At 72.4% G+C, this 17,637-nt stretch carries 16 protein-coding genes; 9 read left to right on the top strand and 7 right to left on the bottom strand.

Annotated features, from left to right (window positions below; translation table 11 throughout):
- The 5 genes from B124_RS21415 to B124_RS21395 are packed head-to-tail and all read left to right on the top strand — an operon-like array spanning position 1 to position 5,907.
- Positions 1 to 564, top strand: a complete 564-nt coding sequence (locus B124_RS21415) for an NADH-quinone oxidoreductase subunit J (protein WP_496504515.1) — start codon at positions 1 to 3, stop codon at positions 562 to 564.
- Positions 561 to 863: an NADH-quinone oxidoreductase subunit NuoK gene (gene nuoK, locus B124_RS21410; protein ID WP_496504514.1), complete on the top strand. Its 303-nt coding sequence runs from the start codon at positions 561 to 563 to the stop codon at positions 861 to 863. Before B124_RS21415 ends, nuoK begins: the two co-directional genes overlap by 4 nt.
- A complete protein-coding gene (locus B124_RS21405; RefSeq protein ID WP_496504513.1) occupies positions 860 to 2,899 on the top strand; it encodes a proton-conducting transporter transmembrane domain-containing protein in 2,040 nt (679 codons plus the stop codon). Before nuoK ends, B124_RS21405 begins: the two co-directional genes overlap by 4 nt.
- Positions 2,900 to 2,908: 9 nt before the next feature.
- On the top strand, positions 2,909 to 4,414 hold the full coding sequence (locus B124_RS21400) for a complex I subunit 4 family protein (RefSeq protein ID WP_496504512.1): 1,506 nt from the start codon (positions 2,909 to 2,911) through the stop codon (positions 4,412 to 4,414).
- A gap of 38 nt (positions 4,415 to 4,452) precedes the next feature.
- Positions 4,453 to 5,907 (top strand): NADH-quinone oxidoreductase subunit N, encoded by a 1,455-nt coding sequence (locus B124_RS21395; protein WP_496504511.1) that lies wholly within the window; start codon positions 4,453 to 4,455, stop codon positions 5,905 to 5,907.
- A 103-nt stretch (positions 5,908 to 6,010) separates the two neighbouring features.
- Here B124_RS21395 and B124_RS21390 read toward each other — a convergent pair whose 3' ends face one another.
- A complete protein-coding gene (locus B124_RS21390) occupies positions 6,011 to 6,334 on the bottom strand; it encodes a heavy-metal-associated domain-containing protein (protein ID WP_496504510.1) in 324 nt (107 codons plus the stop codon).
- 117 nt (positions 6,335 to 6,451) lie between these two features.
- On the opposite strand from B124_RS21390, the gene B124_RS21385 reads away from it, so the two are divergent.
- Positions 6,452 to 6,571: a twin-arginine translocation signal domain-containing protein gene (locus tag B124_RS21385; protein WP_496504509.1), complete on the top strand. Its 120-nt coding sequence runs from the start codon at positions 6,452 to 6,454 to the stop codon at positions 6,569 to 6,571.
- A 149-nt stretch (positions 6,572 to 6,720) separates the two neighbouring features.
- Here the strand turns inward: B124_RS21385 and B124_RS21380 are convergent, their stop codons facing one another.
- On the bottom strand, positions 6,721 to 8,061 hold the full coding sequence (locus tag B124_RS21380) for a tetratricopeptide repeat protein (protein WP_496504508.1): 1,341 nt from the start codon (positions 8,059 to 8,061) through the stop codon (positions 6,721 to 6,723).
- A 251-nt stretch (positions 8,062 to 8,312) separates the two neighbouring features.
- On the bottom strand, positions 8,313 to 8,549 hold the full coding sequence (locus B124_RS21375; RefSeq protein WP_496504507.1) for a hypothetical protein: 237 nt from the start codon (positions 8,547 to 8,549) through the stop codon (positions 8,313 to 8,315).
- A gap of 17 nt (positions 8,550 to 8,566) precedes the next feature.
- Here B124_RS21375 and B124_RS21370 point away from each other — a divergent pair, with 17 nt between their 5' ends.
- Positions 8,567 to 8,794, top strand: coding sequence for a hypothetical protein (locus tag B124_RS21370; RefSeq protein WP_496504506.1), 228 nt, complete (start codon positions 8,567 to 8,569; stop codon positions 8,792 to 8,794).
- A gap of 2 nt (positions 8,795 to 8,796) precedes the next feature.
- Positions 8,797 to 9,114 carry a hypothetical protein gene (locus tag B124_RS21365; protein ID WP_496504505.1) on the top strand — a complete coding sequence of 106 codons (318 nt, stop codon included), beginning with the start codon at positions 8,797 to 8,799 and terminating at the stop codon, positions 9,112 to 9,114.
- A 196-nt stretch (positions 9,115 to 9,310) separates the two neighbouring features.
- Here the strand turns inward: B124_RS21365 and B124_RS21360 are convergent, their stop codons facing one another.
- Complete coding sequence (locus B124_RS21360; protein WP_496504504.1) at positions 9,311 to 11,149, bottom strand: alpha-L-fucosidase; 1,839 nt, start codon at positions 11,147 to 11,149, stop codon at positions 9,311 to 9,313.
- 141 nt (positions 11,150 to 11,290) lie between these two features.
- Complete coding sequence (locus tag B124_RS21355) at positions 11,291 to 12,724, bottom strand: hypothetical protein (protein WP_496504503.1); 1,434 nt, start codon at positions 12,722 to 12,724, stop codon at positions 11,291 to 11,293.
- Between the two features lie 168 nt (positions 12,725 to 12,892).
- On the opposite strand from B124_RS21355, the gene B124_RS21350 reads away from it, so the two are divergent.
- Entirely contained in the window at positions 12,893 to 13,348 is a 456-nt protein-coding gene (locus tag B124_RS21350) for a PaaI family thioesterase (protein WP_496504502.1), read from the top strand.
- 38 nt (positions 13,349 to 13,386) lie between these two features.
- Here the strand turns inward: B124_RS21350 and B124_RS21345 are convergent, their stop codons facing one another.
- Both B124_RS21345 and B124_RS21340 read right to left on the bottom strand, forming a co-directional pair.
- Positions 13,387 to 13,698 carry a hypothetical protein gene (locus B124_RS21345; protein ID WP_496504501.1) on the bottom strand — a complete coding sequence of 104 codons (312 nt, stop codon included), beginning with the start codon at positions 13,696 to 13,698 and terminating at the stop codon, positions 13,387 to 13,389.
- Positions 13,695 to 17,288 carry an RHS repeat-associated core domain-containing protein gene (locus B124_RS21340; protein WP_496504549.1) on the bottom strand — a complete coding sequence of 1,198 codons (3,594 nt, stop codon included), beginning with the start codon at positions 17,286 to 17,288 and terminating at the stop codon, positions 13,695 to 13,697. The genes B124_RS21345 and B124_RS21340 overlap by 4 nt, the downstream gene beginning before the upstream one ends.
- Positions 17,289 to 17,637: the final 349 nt, after the last annotated feature.

Genomic DNA, 17,637 nt, shown 5'->3' with positions numbered 1-17,637 from the left:
ATGCCTGACGACGTGGTGTTCTGGGCGCTGGCCGGGCTCGCCGTGGCGAGCGGGGCGATGGTCTTCCGCTACGACTCGATGGCCCGGGCGACGTACGCGCTGCTGCTGTCCCTGCTGTGCGTCGGCGGCCTGGTCATCCGCCTCGGCCTCGACTACCTGGGCGTGGTCGTCATCCTCATGATGACCATGGAGATGGCCTTCATGGCCGTGTTCATGGTGATGTTCATGATGAACCCGGGCGGGCTGACGCCCATGTCGATGCTGCACAACAAGCGGGGCGCGGCGGGGATCTGCGCCGGCGTCTTCGTCCTGCTCGCCGCGGGCATCCTGCTGACCCCCTGGCCGCGGCGGCGCGGGAGGCCCGGCGAGGACCCGACGGCGGCCCTGGGTGCTTCGCTCATGGGCCCGCACATGCTGACGATGATGACGCTGGGCCTGGCCTTGTTCGCCGCCATCGTCGCCACGGTCGTGCTGGCCACCGGCCGCGGCCGGTACGACCGCTTCGGCGACGGCCTGCGCGCCCGCCGCCCCGCCGATCCCGTACGCCCGGGGGCGCGCCGGTGACGCTGGAGCCGGTCCTGCTGGTGGCCGCCGCCCTGTTCTGCGTCGGGCTGTTCGGCGCGCTCTCCCAGCAGTCCGTCGTGATGCTGATGATGGGCCTGGAGCTGATGCTCGGCGGCGTCATCCTCGCCGCCGCCGCCGTCTGGCACTTCGTCGCGCCCGCCGCGGACGGGCAGGTGCTCGTCGTGCTGGCCGTCACCGTGATGGCGGTGGAGATGGCCGTCGGCTTCGCCGTGGTCACGGCGCTCTTCCGCACCCGCGAGGTCGACATGACCGACGACGCCGCGGAGTTGAAGGGGTGAGCGCGGCGCTGTGGGCGCTGGTCGCCGTGCCGCTCGCCGCGGGCGCGCTGCTCGCCGCGGCCGGGCGCAGGGCCGACCGGTACGCGCCCGCCGTCGCCGTCGCGGCCTCGGCCGCCGCGCTCGTCCTGGCCGGCTGCACCGCCGCCGGCCGGACGGTGGTCCAGGCGCCGCTGCTGGCGGGACTGCCGTTCGGGCTCGGCGCGTACGGCCTGTCCGGGCTGATGGCGGTGGCCGTCGCCGCCGTCACCCTGGCCGTGCTCGTCTCCAGCGCCGGCGCCGGGGATATGGGCGCGCGGGAGCCCCGTGCCCGCTTCTTCGGCCTCATGCTGCTGTTCGGCGGCGCCATGCTGGTCACCGTCACCGCGACCACCCTGCCGGCGCTGCTGCTGGGCTGGGAGTTCATGGGCGCCACGTCCTGGGCGCTGATCGGCTTCCGGTGGCGTGATCCGGTACGGGCCGAGGCTGCGGGCGTCGCGTACGTGACGACCCGGGGCGCCGACCTGGGGCTGTACCTCGCCGCCGGCGCGGCCCTGGCCGGCGGCGAGGCGACGGGGCAGGCGTCCGGTCTGGCGCTCGACCGGCTGCACGAGGTGCCCGCCCCCTGGCTGCACCTGCTGACCGCGGGCGTCGTCATCGCGGCCCTGGGCAAGTCCGCCCAACTGCCGTTCAGCTTCTGGCTGGCACGCGCCATGCAGGGCCCCAGCCAGGTCTCGGCGCTGCTCCACTCCGCGACGATGGTCGTCGCCGGCGCGTACCTGCTGCTGCGGCTGCAGCCGCTGCTCGCCGCCTCCGGCTGGGGCGACGACGCCGTGGCCTGGACCGGCGCCGCCACCGCGCTCGCCCTCGGCCTGGCCGCGGTGGCGCAGCGCGACCTCAAGCAACTGCTCGCCGCCTCCAGTTGCGCCCAGATCGGCTTCATGGTGCTCGCCGCCGGCGCGACCGCGACCACCGGCGGCACCCTGCAACTCCTCGCCCACGCGGCGGCGAAGAGCCTGGCGTTCCTCGTCGCGGGCTGCTGGCTGACGGCGCTCGGCGCCGGGACCCTGCCCGCGCTGCGCGGCGCCGCCCGGCACAACCGGACCGCGGGTGCGGCGTTCACCGTGGCCGCCCTGAGCCTCGCCGGGGTGCCGCCGCTGTCGCTGTGGGCCGCGAAGGACCTGCTGCTGGCCGGGGCGCTGGAGCACAGCCCGGCGCTGTACGCGGCGGGCCAGGCGGCGGCCGTGGTCTCGGCGGTCTACGCCGTCAAGGCCCTGTGGTACGTTTGGCACCCGCCCGCCCCCGCGCCCGCGCATCCACCCGCACCCGCACCCGGCCGGGCCGCCGCGCTGCCGGCTCGCACGGCGCCCGGGGAAGGCGAGCACACCGCCGGGCCCACGGACCGCGGCCCGCGCCCCCTCCCCGTACCCGAGGCGCTGGCGTTCACCGCGCTCGCCCTCACCGTCGCCGCCCTCGCCGTCCTGGCGCTGCCCGGGCCCCGCGCCGCCGTCGCCGGCCGGATCGGCGCCTCCGGCGAAGCCGCCCCGTACGCCTGGGAGTCCGTGCTCTCCGCCGCCCTCGCCCTCGCCGCGTCCGCCGCCGCCTGGGCCTGGGGCGCGGGCCGCAGCCCCCTTCCCGCCGGGCTCACGGCCTCCGCCTCCGCCTGGTTCGGCCTGGAGACCGCGGCCCGCGCCCTGCTCGTACGCCCCGTGCGGCGCCTCGCCGCCGCGCTGGCCGCCTTCGACGACCGGGTGCTCGACCGCGGCGTCAAGGGCCTCGCCCACGGTGCCGTCCGGTTCGCCGGGGGAGTCAACCGCCGTGCGGAGGCGGCCCTCGACCGCGGCGTCAACGGTCTCGCCCACGGTGCCGTCCGGGTCGCCGGCGGCGTCAACCGCCGTGCGGAGGCGGCCGTCGACGGCGCCGTCGAGGGCGTCGGGGCCGCGGGCCGCGCGCTGGGCCGGCTCGCCCGCCGCCCGCAGACCGGCCAGGTGCACACCTACCTCGCCCAGGCCGTCGCCGCCTTCACCGTCCTCGCCGCCGTCTTCGTCCTCGTGAGGTGACCGACCCCCGTGCTCACGGCCATCGTCTTCCTCCCCGCCGCCGCGGCCGGTGCGCTGCTGTGCCTGCCGCGCGCCGCCGGCCGCCGGGTCTTCCTCCTCGCCTGGGCCGCCGTCTCCACCGCCGTCCTCGTCCTGACCGCCGCGCTGTGGACCGGCTACGACCACGGCGGCGGCATCCAGTACGAGACGCACGTCCGCTGGATCCCCGGTGCCGGCATCGGCTACCACGTCGGCGCGGACGGCCTGTCGCTGCCGCTGCTGACCCTGACCGCCGTGCTCTTCCCGGCCTGTGCGCTGTACGCGCTGCGCGAGACCCGCCGGGTACGGGAGTTCGCCGCCCTGTTCCTCTTCCTGGAGACCACCTGCCTCGGCCTGTTCGCCGCGCTCGACCTCATCCTCTTCTTCGTCTTCTTCGACCTGTCGATCGTCGCGATGTACTTCGTCATCGCCGGCTGGGGCCACCCGGGCGCCGTACGCGCCGCGCAGAAGTTCTTCCTCTACACCTTCTCCGGCTCCCTCGCGCTGCTGCTCGGCTTCATCGGCCTCTTCCTCGCCGCCGACCCGCACACATTCGACATCGTCGCGCTGGCCGGACAGAATCCGCTCGCGGGCCGGTCCGGCTACGGCGCTCTGGTGCTCCTGGCGATCGGCGTCGGCCTGGCCGTCAAGACGCCGACAGTGCCGTTCCACACCTGGCTGCCGCCGGCCCACACCGAAGCCCCGGCGGCCGGTTCTGCGATCCTGGCCGGGGTGCTGCTGAAGATGGGCACGTACGGGTTCCTGCGCATCGCCATGCCGCTGCTGCCGGAGTCGTGGCGCACCTACGCGCTGGTCTTCGTCGTCATCGGCGTCGTCTCCGTCCTCTACGGGGCGCTGGTGGCCCTGGCCCAGACGGACTTCAAGCGCATGATCGCGTACACCTCGGTGAACCACATGGGTTACGTCCTGCTGGGCATCGGCGCCGCCGCCGCGCTGAGCGAGGACACCGCCGGCGCCCGCCGGCTGGCCGTGACCGGGGCCACGTACCAGATGGTCAGCCACGGGCTGCTGACCGGCGCGCTGTTCCTGCTGGCCGGCGCGCTCTACGAGCGCGGCCGTACCTACGCCATGGGCGCCTACTCCGGCGTCGCCGCCCGCGCCCCGGTCCTCGCCGCGCTCACCGGCGTCGCCGTCTTCGCCTCGCTCGGGCTGCCGGGCTTCTCCGGCTTCATCGCCGAGTTCCAGATCCTGACCGGCAGCCTCGGCCCGCGCCCGGTGGCGACCGCGCTGGCCGTGCCCGGCATCCTGCTGACCGCCGCGCTGCTGGTGGGGGCGTTGCAGCGGATCTTCCTCGGCCCGCTGCGGCTGCCCGGCCCGCCGGGTACGCCGCGGCCGTTCCCCGACCTCCGCGCGCACGAGGCGGCGTCGATCGGGGCGCTGCTGGCCCTCGCCGTCGTGCTCGGCGTCTTCCCGCGCTTCGTCCTCGACGTCATCGAGCCGTTCTCGCGCACCGTGCTGGAACTCGCCGCCAGATGAGCGGGACGCACGCCATGACCGCCGGCATGACGAATGGCATGACCACAGGAATGACCACAGGCATGACCACCGGCATGCAGGAGAACCCGCTCGACCTGCTGCCCGAGGTGCTCCTCGCCGCCTCCGCCGTGCTCGGCCTGCTGCTCGGCGCCTGGCTGCCGCGGCGGCGGCAGTGGCTGGTCGGCGCGCTGGGCCTGGCGGCCTGCGCGGCGGGGATCGCGGCGGCTGTCCGGCAGGCGGCAGCGGCGCCGGGCCTTCCCGTGACCGCCTTCGACGGGGCCTTCGCCGTCGACGCCGTGACGTCGGCCGGCCGCGTCGTCATCCTCGCCGGCACCCTGGTCGTGCTGCTCCTCGGCTTCGCCCCGTTCCGCGGAGACGCACGCGAGAGCGAGTTCCACGTCCTGGTCCAACTCGCCGCGCTCGGCGCCCTGATGCTCGCCGGCGCCCAGGACCTGCTGCTGCTCGCCGCCGCGTACCTGCTGGCGAGCGTGCCCGCGTACACCCTTGCCGGCTTCCGCAAGGACGCCCACGGCACCGAGGCGGCGCTGAAGTACTTCGTCACCGGCGCCCTGCTCGGCGTCGTCATGCTGGCGGGCATCACGGTGCTGTACGCGGCCGGCCGCGCCAGCGCCTACCCCGTACTCGGCGGTGCACTGCCCGGCGCCCCGGCCGCCCTCGTGACCGCCGGCACCGTGGGAGTGCTGGCCGGGCCGCTCTTCAAGACCGGCGCCGTGCCCGGCCACTTCTGGGTGCCCGACGCCGTCGAGGGCAGCAGCCCGCCTGCTGCCGCGCTCCTGACCACCCTGCCCAAGGTGGGCGCGCTCGCCGCGCTCTACCGGCTGGCCGCGGTGCCGCTCGCCGGCACGCAGGTGCCCTGGGATGCGCTGCTCGCGGTGCTGGCCGCCGCCTCCATGACACTGGGCAACCTCGCCGCGTTCTTCCAGACCGACGTCAGGCGGCTGCTCGCCTACTCCACCGTCAGCCAGGTCGGATACCTGCTCCTGCCCGTCGCGGTGGCCACCCGCGCCGACGGGGCCCAGCGGGCGCTGCTGTTCTACCTCGCCGGATACGCGCTGACGAACCTCGGCGCCTTCGCCGTCGTCTGCGCCCTCCCGCACGCCCGCACCCTGGCCGGCTACCGCGGACTGGCCCGCGCCCGGCCCGCCTTGGCGCTCAGCCTCGTGGTCTGCCTGCTCGGGCTCCTGGGCACCCCGCCCACCGCCGTCTTCCTCGGCAAGCTGGCGGTCTTCACCGCGGCCGTCGACGGCGGCTACGCCTGGCTCGCCGTCCTCGCGGCGGTCAACACCGTCGCTTCTCTCTTCTACTACCTGCGCTGGATCCGTCCGGCGCTCGCCACCGCCGGCGAGCCCGCCGCCCATCCGCTCGTCCGGTCCGCGGCCTGGACCGCGTACGCGACGGCCGCCGCCTCCGTCGCCCTCGGCGTCGCCGCCGGCCCGGTCCTGGACCTCCTCGGCGGCCCGCTCGCCCGCTGACCGGCCGGGGCTCAGTCCGCCGGTGAAGGGGTCGCGGGGGTGCAGCCCGGACGTGCGGCCGGGCCGGGCGGTGGGGGGATCACCGCCCGGCCCGGGGTGCGGATCAGGCCCGGCCGACCAGTTCGTAGCCGGCCTCCTCGACCGCGCCGCGCACCTGCGCGTCGTCGAGCGCCGCGGTCGCCTGGACCGAGACCGTCCCGCTGGCGGCGTCGGCCTTCACGGAGGTCACGCCGGGGAGGGCGGAGACCTCCTTGGTGACGGACGCCTCGCAGTGCGCGCAGGTCATGCCGCTGACGGTGAACACGGTGCCGGTCTGCGGGGTGGCGGTCTGCGGGGTGGCGGTCTGCGGGGTGTCGATCTGGACGGTGGCTGCGCCGCCACCGCCGCAGCTGCCGTCGGTCGTGCAGCAGGAGTTGCCCTCGCTCATGGTTCTTCCTCCGGTGTGACAGGTGGCACGCGAGTGGCGCGGTGTCGCCCTCGCCCGCACGACAGTAATACCCCTAGGGGGTACTAGCAAGTCCCGTCTCCCCGGGGCCGCCGGCAGGTGCGTCCGGCGGCGTACACCCCCCGGGGAGGACCCTTGGACGCCGGGTTCTACGACCGCTCCCGCCGCCGCTTCCTGAAGGCAACGGCCGCCGCTAGCGGCTCAGTCAAGTTTGCATAGCCGCAGTCAGCGTACGACTCGCACTTCCGCACGTCAGAAGGGTGGAAAGGGTGTGCCTGGCCCATTCGCGCGGCGTTGCACGGAGTCGCGGAGGCGCCAGGGCGGGCGGGGTGATGCTCCTGCTGTCAGCGGCGTCAGCCCGTGCGTGATCAGGTAATGAGTGCGGGCGGGACGACGCTGCGCGCCCGCTCGTAGAGGGTCCGGGCCGTATGGTTGCGCATGTGGGGGCGGATGAGGGACTGCATGTTGCGCATGCGCTTGTCGGCTCTCCCGGACTGAACCGGGGGATATTCGTCCAGGACCCTGTTCCAGGTCGCGCATGCCTGTTCCAGGTGCCCCAGCTCTAGCTGTCGTTCTGCGAGCAGTGCGTTATAGCGGACGCTGGTCCGCCGGTAGTGCTTGTCCCGGAGCTTGTCCGACTCGACCAAGGAGTCCACGGCTCCCTTCTTGTCACCCAGCTCATACCGCACTTGGGATGTGTGGTACGCAAGGGACGACGGGTCGTAACTCCCGAATGCTTTCGCACGGCTCTCTGCCCGCTCCATGGCCGTCTCCGCTTCCCGGAGGTACGCGAGTGCCGTGTGGCGGTCCCCGGCTGCGGCATAGCAGTGCGCTTGCTGGCCGGCAAGAAAAGCGCGCATACGGGGCCCCGCTGCCGGCGACGCCGCGGCGGCAGCGTCTGCGAGCCGGGTCGCATGGGTGACGTGCCCCAGGTCGACGGCTTGGAGGCTCATGCCCCGCAGGGTCGTGCAGTACGTCAGGTGATCGTCAGCGGACCCGGCCAGCTCCAGGGCCTTGACGTAATATCTCTGGGCCAGACCGTGCAATCCCTCGTCCACAGCCATGTATCCGGTCAGATAGAGGAGGTCTGACGTAGTGGACTGCAGGTCCTTGCGTACAGCTTCCGGAGCATCGGCTCGAAGGTGGGGCGCCACGGTATTGATGAGAAACGCGGCGGCCATGGGTCGGACCTGGCGCCCGCCGAATTGATCGTCCAGTTCAGACAGCTTCTCCGTCATTGCCGCCACAGCATCGACTTCTCGGTGTCCGATGCGCCGCGCTCGGCCGGTCTGTACGGCTTCGATGCGGCCAACTACGTCTGGCCATTCGGGAACAGTCAGGGCGACGGAGAATAGGCCAGCGGACAGCACGCTCCGGCGTGATGGGTCCATGTCCAGCCTGCCGAGATCCAGTAATCCCTCCACGGTATTTGCAGGTGGGGATTTTTGATCTGCGGAGGGTGGGAATCCCGCTTCGGCGTGGGTGACGGGTCGTACGAGTCTGCGGGAGAGGGCTTCGAGGATGATCGGTCGTGCAGCCTTGCGGGGGAGGGTGCCGCTGAGCCAGTGTGCGACGGAAGATTCGTCATAGCGCAGAGGTGTCCCGGTCTCGGCACCGATGCGGTTCACGGCATGAGCGAACTGGCTGTAGGTCCATCGGGTCTCGGCCACTAGACGCCCCACGTGGGCGTTCGGCTCGCGCTGTGCCACTTTCATCAACTCCCCGCCGCGCGCGGTCTTTCAAGGCTTTCAAGTTCCGGCGCTGGCTCAACGGTACCCCTGGGGAGCACCACGCGGTTACGTGGTCAACGATCGAGTGATCAGACCCCCGCGACCTCCCCCACTGCCTTAAGGGCGTGGGCGGTACCCCCAGCACGGCCCGGGGGCGTGGCTCTCAACCCCAGGAGGTTGACGACGTGTTCCAAGTTATCGCGTGGCTGTTCGTGCCGCTGCTGCGGCAGTTACTGCCTGCCTCGGGGCGTCACCGAGTAGCCGGCTCCGGTCTGGTCGCCTGCCGCCTGGATCGTCCGATTGTGCCTATCGCGTGCGTGCCTGTGGTGGGTGGCGAGGACCTCGGGCTTGTGCGTCCGTACGTGGTCGCCCATGAACGGCGGGAGGAGGTACGTCGGCAGCGGGTTCGGCGGCGTGTTCTGGTGCTTGCGACGCACGGGGTTGATGCGGGTCCGCGGTGGATTCATGGAGTGGAGGTGCCCGCGTGAGTGCACCGGAGTACGGCAACGCCAAGGTCCGGGAGGCGGATGCGGCGCGGGATGAACTCTCGGCCGCGCTGCGGAAGGCGGGGGTTTCGTTCCCTGCCATGGACGTGAGGCCGCACGGGGTGACGGGCGGCAAGCCCGCGTACGGGATGGTCGACCTGGGCCCGGTGTCGCCGCCGGTGGCGCGGCAACTGGCGCACTTGATCGCGCGGGGGGTGGAGAGGTGAGTGTGCGTCTGTCGGAGATGCGGTTGTTGCCGTGGACGACGCCGGAGGGGCGCCCGTGCTACGTGCCGGTCGGCTCGGGGTGGTTGTCGGAGTACGCCGATGCCATCGAGTGCCAGCAACTGATCTGGGGGCACGAGTTGTTGGAGCGCGCCGCCCAGATGCTCACGGGCGGGGTGTCGGAGACGGAGTTGCGGTTCCTGGTGAAACGGCTGAGCGAGGCGCTGCGCGACGCGCTGAGGGTCGCGGAATGCCGCGGGGGCCGGGCATACGCGGTTCCATACGGCGGTGACGGGCTACTTGGCAGCCGCGCCGCCCACTGAACCGGCTCACGCCCCGGGCACGGCACCGTAGAGGCTCCCTGCGGCGGGCACACCGTGCGCCCCGGTGCCGCACCTTGTCCGTCGGCAGTTTACGTCTCACGTCCAGACGACGGGGTGTGCGACGGCACCGCCCGCCGCAGGGAACGCGGCGGTGCCCCCTTCGTGGTCGGCCGGGGCGTCCCCTTCGGCGGGGGAGTCAGTGCGGGTAGAGCTGCTGTTGCGGGATGATCTGCTGGTCCTGGCCGGGGCTGGACCACAGGAGCTTCATGTGGGCGTCGCCCGTCTGCTCCGCGTACTCGACCCTGAGGGAGTGGCGGGTGCCCGCCGTCAGGTCCACCTGGGCCTTGTCGGCGGTCACGGTGTGCGGGGTCCAGTTGTCGATCACCAGCTTGCCGTCGAGCCAGACGCGCACGTTGTCGTCCGAGACCGTGGTCAGGGTGTACGTCTCGGTGCGGCGCGGCTCGACGCTGCCGGTCCAGCGGACGCTGAAGCCGTCGGCCGGGATGTCCTCCGCGGGTGAACCGGTGAACTTCCAGGAGTGGTTGACGTCCGCGTCCGTGCGGGTGACCTTCGGCGAGCCGGAGAGCGCGGGGTTGTCGAAGACCTCCTGCGTCAGGCCGGTGCCGCTGCCGGGCGCGGCCGTCGGGCCGGCGTCGACGGTCAGCTCGATGACGGTGGCGGCGTCGTTGGCGGTGGTCCCGGCGGGGGTGAGGTCGTAGCCGTCGCCGGTCTCGGTGACGGTCACCTCCTGGTCGGAGCCGAGCACGCGGGCGGCGGTGACGTCGATGCCGGTGCGGGCCGTCAGGTGCAGTGAGCCGCCGGCGGCGGGCCACTGGGTGACGGCCGCGTAGAGCTTGTCGCCCTTGCGGCTGACGGTGCCCCAGCCGGGCTGTTCGACGAGCCCGCCGAACCCGGCGCCGTAGACGGCCTCGCCCTGGCCCGCGGTACGCAGCCAGCCGCCCATCTCCCCGAGCCGCTGGACGGACTGCTCGGGTACGCGTCCGCGGGCGTCGGGGCCGACGTTGAGCAGGTAGTTGCCGCTGCGCGCGGCGGTGGACAGCAGGTTGCGCACCAGGGTGGCGCTCGACTTCCAGTTCTGGTCGTAACGGGCGTACCCCCAGTGATCGTTGAGGGTCATGCACGATTCCCAGAGCTGCCCGTCGACGGGCGCGCCGGGGATCTCCTGTTCGGGGGTGCCGAAGTCGCCGTCGGTCACCCGGCGCTTGCCGACGCGGTTGTTGACGATCAGGCCCGGGTCCAGACCGCGCAGATAGGTCTCCAGCCGCTCGGCGTCCTGCGCGGTCCACGGGTTGTGCGGGTTGTCCGTCTCCCACTCGCCGTCGAACCACAGCGTCGACGGGTCGTACGTGTCGACCAGCTCCTTGAGCTGGGCGTACATCCGCTTCTCGTACCGCGGGAAGGTGGCCGGGTCGGCGAAGTCCGGGTCGTGCCAGTCCCAGATCGAGTAGTAGAAGCCGAGCTTGATGCCCGCCTTGTCCGCGGCCGTCTTGAGTTCGGCGACGATGTCCCGGCGCTTGTCGAACGCCGAATGGTCCCGCAGGTTCCAGCGGTTGACCTTCGTCGGCCACATCGCGTAGCCGTCGTGGTGCTTCGAGGTGAGGACGATGTACCGCATCCCGGCGTCCTTGGCCGCCGCGACCACGGCCTCGGCGTCGAAGTCGGCGGGGTTGAACGTCGCGGCCTGCTTCTCGTACGCCTCGGCCGGGATGCCGCACTGCCGCTTGATCCACTCGGCGTCGCGGCAGACGGTGCCGTCGGGGCGGGTGTACTCGCCTTCGAGGTTGGAGTAGGCGCCGAAGTGGATGAACATCCCGAACCGGTCCTGCCGGAACCAACTCGTCCGCTCGGAGGTGAAGGGGTCGTCGACGGCGTGGTCGGTGCCGGGCCCGCTCGCCGCCGGCGGCGCGGCGGCGGCGGGTACCGCGGTGAGCAGGGCCGCGGCGGCGAGCGCCGCGGCGATGAGCAGGGGCAGTGCGGTGACTCTTCGCGTGGTGCGGATACGAGGGGTGGGCATCGCAGCTCCAATTCATCGGATCACCCGGAAGGTAGGAACGGATACATCGGATGTCAATGGGCTGCGTAACCGTAACCCCTCGATAAGTAGGGGGTGTTGGGAGAGATAGGTCCGAGGTCTGGAGTGTGTCTGCGCTGCGCTCTACGTGAAGCGCAGTGCGTCCTTCCGGGCCAGGTGGAGGGTCCAGTACGCCTGGCCGGCCATCGCGCCGATGCGGTGCTCGCGGCCGTAGTACGTGTTCTCCCCGGACGCGCCGTACGTGCGGCCGTCGTCGAAGCGGGACATCATCCTCAGCTGCTCCTCGTTGTGGCGCCGCTCCCAGGAGGCGGCGGCCGGGGTGATGCCCGTGTCCTGGGCGGTGAGGGAGACCAGGAGGTCGAAGTTGCCGAAGTAGAAGGGGAAGTGGGTGCCCCAGTCGTTGCCCTCGGGGTAGTAGATCTCGCCGCTGCCCGGCTGGTAGATGGTCGTGGTGGAGCCGTCGGGGGCCGGGAAGGGCTTGTCGACCAGGGCGGAGTAGACGCGGTTGATGTTGTGGAGCGCGGCGCGCGGGGCGGCGCGGCCGGCGAGGCCGTAGACGAAGCCCTCGTAGAGGCTCTGGTCGAACGCGACCATGTAGAGCGGGTGCAGGATGTGGTGGTTCTGCAGGGTGCCGTCGTCGGCGATGTTCGTGCCTTGCAGCCAGGTGGACAGCTCGATGCCGTTGACCGTTCCGCCGCCGGTGAGGTCGGCGGGGCACGCGGCGGCTGCCAGCAGCAGTTCGACGTTGCGGCGGGCCCAGGCGGGGGCGTGGGGGTGGGCGGGCATCATGGCCTCGGCCAGGGAGAGGACGGCGGCGCTCCAGTTGTCCTCTTCCGCCTTGCTGTCGCCGGGGGTCACCGCGGTGCCGTCGCGGCGCGTCTCGTAGAGCTGTTCGCCGGAGGTGCCGATGAGATGGACGTCGTTGCCGGTGGTGAGCCGGTCCGCCTCCCAGGCCGTCATCGCGGCGAGGTGGCCGTGCTCCTGGTCGTCCAGCTCGTCCCAGAAGAGCCAGCCGGCGAGGGCGGTGTAGTACGCCCACAGGGCGCTCTGCCAGGTGTTGCCCCAGCGGGTCGCGGGATCGGTGTTGCTGGCCAAGTGCCGGGCCGCCAGGGTGCGGATGAGGTTGCGGGTGCGGATGGTGGCGTTGGCGGCGGAGAGGGTACGCGGGTCGTACACGCCGGAGACCAGGGCGGTGACGGCGGCGACGGCGGCCATGGCGGGCAGCCGGATGGCGCGCTCGTCGGTGCCGCGCAGGTCGATGTAGCCGTCCGGGAGGTACGTGCGGTAGGTCCCGGCGTACCAGGGGCCGATGAGGTAGCGCGAGCTGCCCGCCAGGATCGCCCTGACCCGCTGCCCGGCGGCGTCCCGCGCGTCGTACGTGCCGAGCCGGGCCCAGTCGACGGGCACGACCGTGCCGGCGGCCGTCGGGCCCGCGGCGCGGGCGGCGGCCGGCGGGCCGAGGGCCGCGCCGAGGGCGGAGGCCGCGCCGGCGGCGGCCGAGGCGCCGAGGAGACGGCGGCGGGACAGGCGGGTGGAGGGACGGTGGGAAGAGGTCATGCGGCACTCCTGCGGTCCGTAGACGACGTCCCTGAGGATTCTCACGTGGGAACGTGATCTGACAAGGGGTGGCGTGGGTACGCTGCGCTCCACCGACACCTGTTGACGAGCAGCCGGCCGACGCGCGCGCGGACCCTGCGCGCGGGGCGCGGCCGGAGGAGGAGAGCCGTGGAGGACCAGGCGAAGTCCGAGGAAGCCAGCCCCGCAGTGCAGAAGCGGGTGCAGGAGAGCTTCGACCGGCAGGGGCTGATGAGCCACCTCGGGGCGCGGATCTCCCGCATCGCGCCGGGCCGCGTGCACATCGTGCTGCCCAGCCGGCCCGAAGTCACCCAGCAGCACGGCTACTTCCACGCGGGCGCCACGAGCGCGATCGCGGACAGCGCGGGCGGGTACGCCGGGTACACGCTGTTCCCCGAGGACATGGACGTCCTCACCGTCGAGTACAAGATCAACCTCCTGGCGCCCGCCGTCGGCGACCGCCTTGAGGCGGTGGGGACGGTGCTGAAGTCAGGGCGGACCCTGACGGTGTGCGGGCTGGAGGTGTTCGGGCACCGGGGCGACGGCGTGCGCAAGCTCGTCGCCAACGGCCAGCAGACGCTGATCCGCGTGCCGCGGGAGCGGTGAACGCGGCGCCCCCGCGGGGGCGCCGCCGCCGGCGGCGCTCAGTCCTCCGGCAGCGTCCACTCCGGCCCGCCCCGCGGCGGCGCCTTGCGGACCTCCCAGCCGGAGGGGTCCGCGTCCGGCTCCCAGTACGGCACGTCGCCGGCGTAGTAGAGACCGTAGGCCCAGTACTCGGGCAGCTCGTGGCACATGATGTCGGGGTACGGGTCGATCTCCGCGCCGCCGTACGCCTTGTTGATCCGGGCCACGGCCTCGGCCCGGGAAATGCCGATGCGCTGCACCATGACATCGGCGATGTCCCGGAAATACTTCAGCATTCCGTCGTCGAGGTCCGTCGTGAATTCTTCCGTCATGATCCTGTCGGCGGTCCGTGCCGGGTGATCTCGGCATTGTTGAAGATGTCTTGCGCCCGGTCGGTGAAGATGGCGATCTGGTGCCCTTCCAGGCGCGGCGGGGCACCGCCCAGGAAGTCTCCCACATTCCTCAGCATGGGGCCTTCGACCATGTCGTAGTCGTGCATCGGGCCGCCCGTCCTGCCCGTCCTGAGCATGTCGTTCAGCTCGTCGCCGGGCCCGTTGAAGATCCGGCTGTTGAGGTTGTCCAGCTCACTCCTCGGGACCCGGAAGTGGATGACCGCCGGCACGTCGCCCTCGCGTCTGGCGAGGCGCTTGGCCCAGGTGAGCGCCTGCGCCGGGTCGTTCGTGACGTAGAAGCCGCCGCGGCCGAAGTCCATGTTCCTGGTGCCGCGGTGGACGTCGACGCCGTTGGCCATGATGTTGTCGGCCGCCTTGCCGAACGTGCCGTGGTAAAGGTCCACCATGCACGGCGCGCGCAGGCCGAGCGGGTCGGTCCACTGCAGCGGATTGGGCACGTAGGCGTGGTGATTGGGCGCCGGTGTACGGCCCAGGGGATCGGGGCTGAAATAGCGGCCGGTGGCCGGCTCGTAATAGCGGTGGTGGTTGTAGTGGAGACCGGTTTCGGCATCGTGGTACTGGCCGGGAAAGCGCAGCGGGCAGTCCACGTCCCCCGGGCTGCCGCCCGCGGGCAGGCCCCACACGGTCGAGTGCCGGGACCAGACGACGGTGCCGGTGGCGTCGACCAGCTCCTCCGGGGTGCCGACGAGGTCGGTGACGATCCCGTAGAACCGCTCGTCGATCTCCTCCTGCGAGGCGGACGCGGCGGGCGTACGCACCCGCTGGCCCACGGGCGTGTGCCCCTCGCCCCAGTCCCACACCGTGCTGGCCGCGCCGTCCGTCTGCTCGGCGAGCCGGTCGCCGTCCCAGAAGAAGAGCACCTCCGACACGACGCTCTCGCCGTCGTCGCCGAGCAGCCGCTTGGCCACGCGCCGGCCCAGCGGGTCGTACGCGTAACGCCACTCCCGCCCGTCCGGGGTGACGACGCCGGTGAGCTGGTCCTCGGCGTCCCAGGTGTAGCGCCACTCGCGCCGCCCGCCGGACAGCAGCCGGGTGCTGCGCCGCGTCACCCGGCCCTGCTCGTCGTGTACGTACGTGGTGCGGCCGGCGCGCCGGATGAGGGTGCCGCTGTACGTGCGCTCGCCGGGCGCGGCGTCGTCGGTCTCCGCGGCGTCCGGGATGCCGGACCAGAGGAGGTTGCCGAGTGCGTCGTAGCGGTACGACTCGTCCCGCCCCCCGCCGCGCGCGGCCGTCACCCGGCCGGCGCCGTCCAGCTCGTAGTCGACGTCGCCGCGCAGCAGGTCGCTGACGCCGGCGAGGAAGCCGTCGGCACGGTGGACGTAGGTGCGCCGCTGCAGCGCGGCCCCGCTCCCGCCGGGTGCGGCCCCCGTCGCGGCCAGGGCCGTCAGCTCCTGCGTCGTACGCAGCCGGTCGCCGTCCCACCGGTGGGTGAGCACTGCGGCGTCGCCGAGCACCCGCTCCAGCTCCCGCCCGGCGGCGTCGTAGCCGAAGGTGACGTCGGTGGCGCCGATGTGCTGGACCGCGGACCGCTGCGCCGGCCGGTACGTCCAGCGCGTCACCGCCCCGGAGGGGGTGCGCCGCTCGGTCCTGCGGCCCGCCGCATCGTACGCGAAGCCGACCTTCCGGCCGTTCCACGACTCGGCGAGGGTGTGCCCGGCGGCGTCGCTCTCGACGCTCAGCTCGACGTCCGGGTTGGCGGCGTGCACGAGGCGGCCGAGCGGGTCGTAGCGGTAGGTGGTGACGACGCCGTCGGCCGTCATGGCGGTGACGTTGCCGAGGGCGTCGTAGTCGAAGGCCGTGGTCTGCCCCGCGCCGTTGGTCCGCTCGGTCAACTGACCGGTGGCGTCGTAGCGGTAGCGCAGGGTGCGGCCGTCCCAGTCGGTCTCCTCGACCAGGTTGCCCACCGGGTCGTAGCGGTAACGCCACCGCTGTCCCGCGTTGTTGCGCACCTCGGTCAGCCGCAGCTCGCTGTCGTACGTGAACTCGTGCGCGGTGCCGTCCTGGTCCTCCTCGGCGGCGCGCAGGTCGAAGCGGGTGTTGCGGTAGACGGTGCGGCGGCCGGTGGAGGAGACGTACTCCAGCGGGTTGCGGTCGGCGTCGTACGTCCAGCGCTCGCTCTTGCCGCTCGGCAGCTCGCGCCAGGAGATCTGGCCCTCCACCGTCCAGCCGACCCTGGTGACCTCCCCGAAGGGGTCGGTCAGCGCGGTGATGCGGCCGAACGCGTCGCGGGTGAAGGAGCGCCGTGCGCCGAGCGCGTCGGTGGTGGCGGTGACGAGGCCCGCCGCGTCGGTGTCGAGGACCTGCAGGCGGTTGCCGAGCGGGTCGGTGATGCCGGTGGTGGCGCCGCGCTCGTCGACGGTGAAGACGGTGGTGGCGCCGAGCGGGTCGGTGACGGCGCGCCGGTTGCCGCGGTCGTCGTAGGCGTACTCCCAGGAGGTGCCGTCGGGGCGGGTCACCTTCACGGGCACGTTGAGGTCGTTGAACTCCACGGCGAGCACGCCGCCGTCGGGGCGCTCGATCTCGCTGAGGTTGCCGGCGGCGTCGTAGCGGTAGCCGGTGGTGCGGCCGAGCGGGTCGGTGAGCGAGGCGAGGCGCTGGAAGCCGTCCCAGGTGCGGGTGGTGGTGTGGCCCAGCGGGTCGGTCTCGGCGACGAGCTGGAAGGACTCGTCGAAGCGGTAGACGGTGGCGTGGCCGAGCGAGTCGGTGGCGGTGGTCGTGCGGGTCTCGTCGTCGTAGGCGTACGTGTACGCCAGCACACCGTCGTCGCCGCCGGTGCGCACACAGCGGCCCAGCTCGTCGTACGTGTAGCGGTACCAGGCGTCGGAGCGGTCGCACCAGCCGGTGATCCGGCGCTCGTCGTCGTACGAGTAACGCTGCGGCCGGCCGGAGGAGTTGACGACGCCGGTGAGGTTGCCGCGGTCGTCGTAGCGGTAGCGCAGAAGGACCGGCTCCCGCGGGTCGCTGCGCAGCGTGAGCTCGGTGATGCGGCCGTCCGCGCACGTCAGACCGACGCGGTAGCCGCCGTGATGGACCAGCTCCGCGGGCGTGCCGTCCTTGCCGTAGCGGACCTCAAGGGAGTTGCCGTTCCGGTCCAGGACGGCGGCGAGCACCAGTTCCCCCGCACGGCCGCCGGAGCCGGGCGTGAACCTGAGCGTCCGGCCGGCCTCGGGCTGCCGCACGGTGATCGCCCCCTGCGGACTGCCGTCCCAGCTCAGCAGCCACTGCGGCCCGACGACGGGCGCCACCGCCTCACCCGCGACGGGCACGGGGTAGTACAGCACCATCCCGTCCTCGGTGACGAGCCGGAGGCCGTCGTCGTCGAGCATGAGCCGCTGGTCGAGCGTGGACACCCAACTCGGCCCGAACCACCGGCCGGCACGGACGCCCGTACGGTGGCTGCGCTGGAGCACGAGGGGCAGGAGGCCGGGGAGGGTGATGTCCTCGATCGACATCACCATCTGCCCGGTGGCGACGTCGATGGGGTCGCCGCAGGTGAAGAGCTTCTTCATGGAGCGGCCCATGGCCTGCATGGTCTTGCCGAGGCCGGAGACGGCGGCCTTCATGCCCTTCATGCCGCCCTTGAGGGCGGCCAGCCCTCCTTTGAGGCCCTTCGCGAGGCCGCCGAGGGTGGTGAGGCCCTTCATGCCGGGGATGCAGTCCAGGGCGGCGAAGGCGACGTCCCACAGGGAGGCTTCGCCGTTCATGTACTTCATCAGGGTGTCGGCAAGGACGACCAGCGCNGCGGCCAGGACCACCCATGCAAGGGGCCCGCCGATGATCAGGACGACGATGCCCAGGACNGCGACGATGACCTTGCAGACGTTGACGATGGTGTCCCAGTTGTCCTTGACCCAGTCG

Source organism: Streptomyces sp. CNP082 (genome assembly GCF_059570535.1).
Note: the sequence above shows the minus strand (reverse complement) of the source record. Positions and strands in the feature narration are given on the sequence as shown.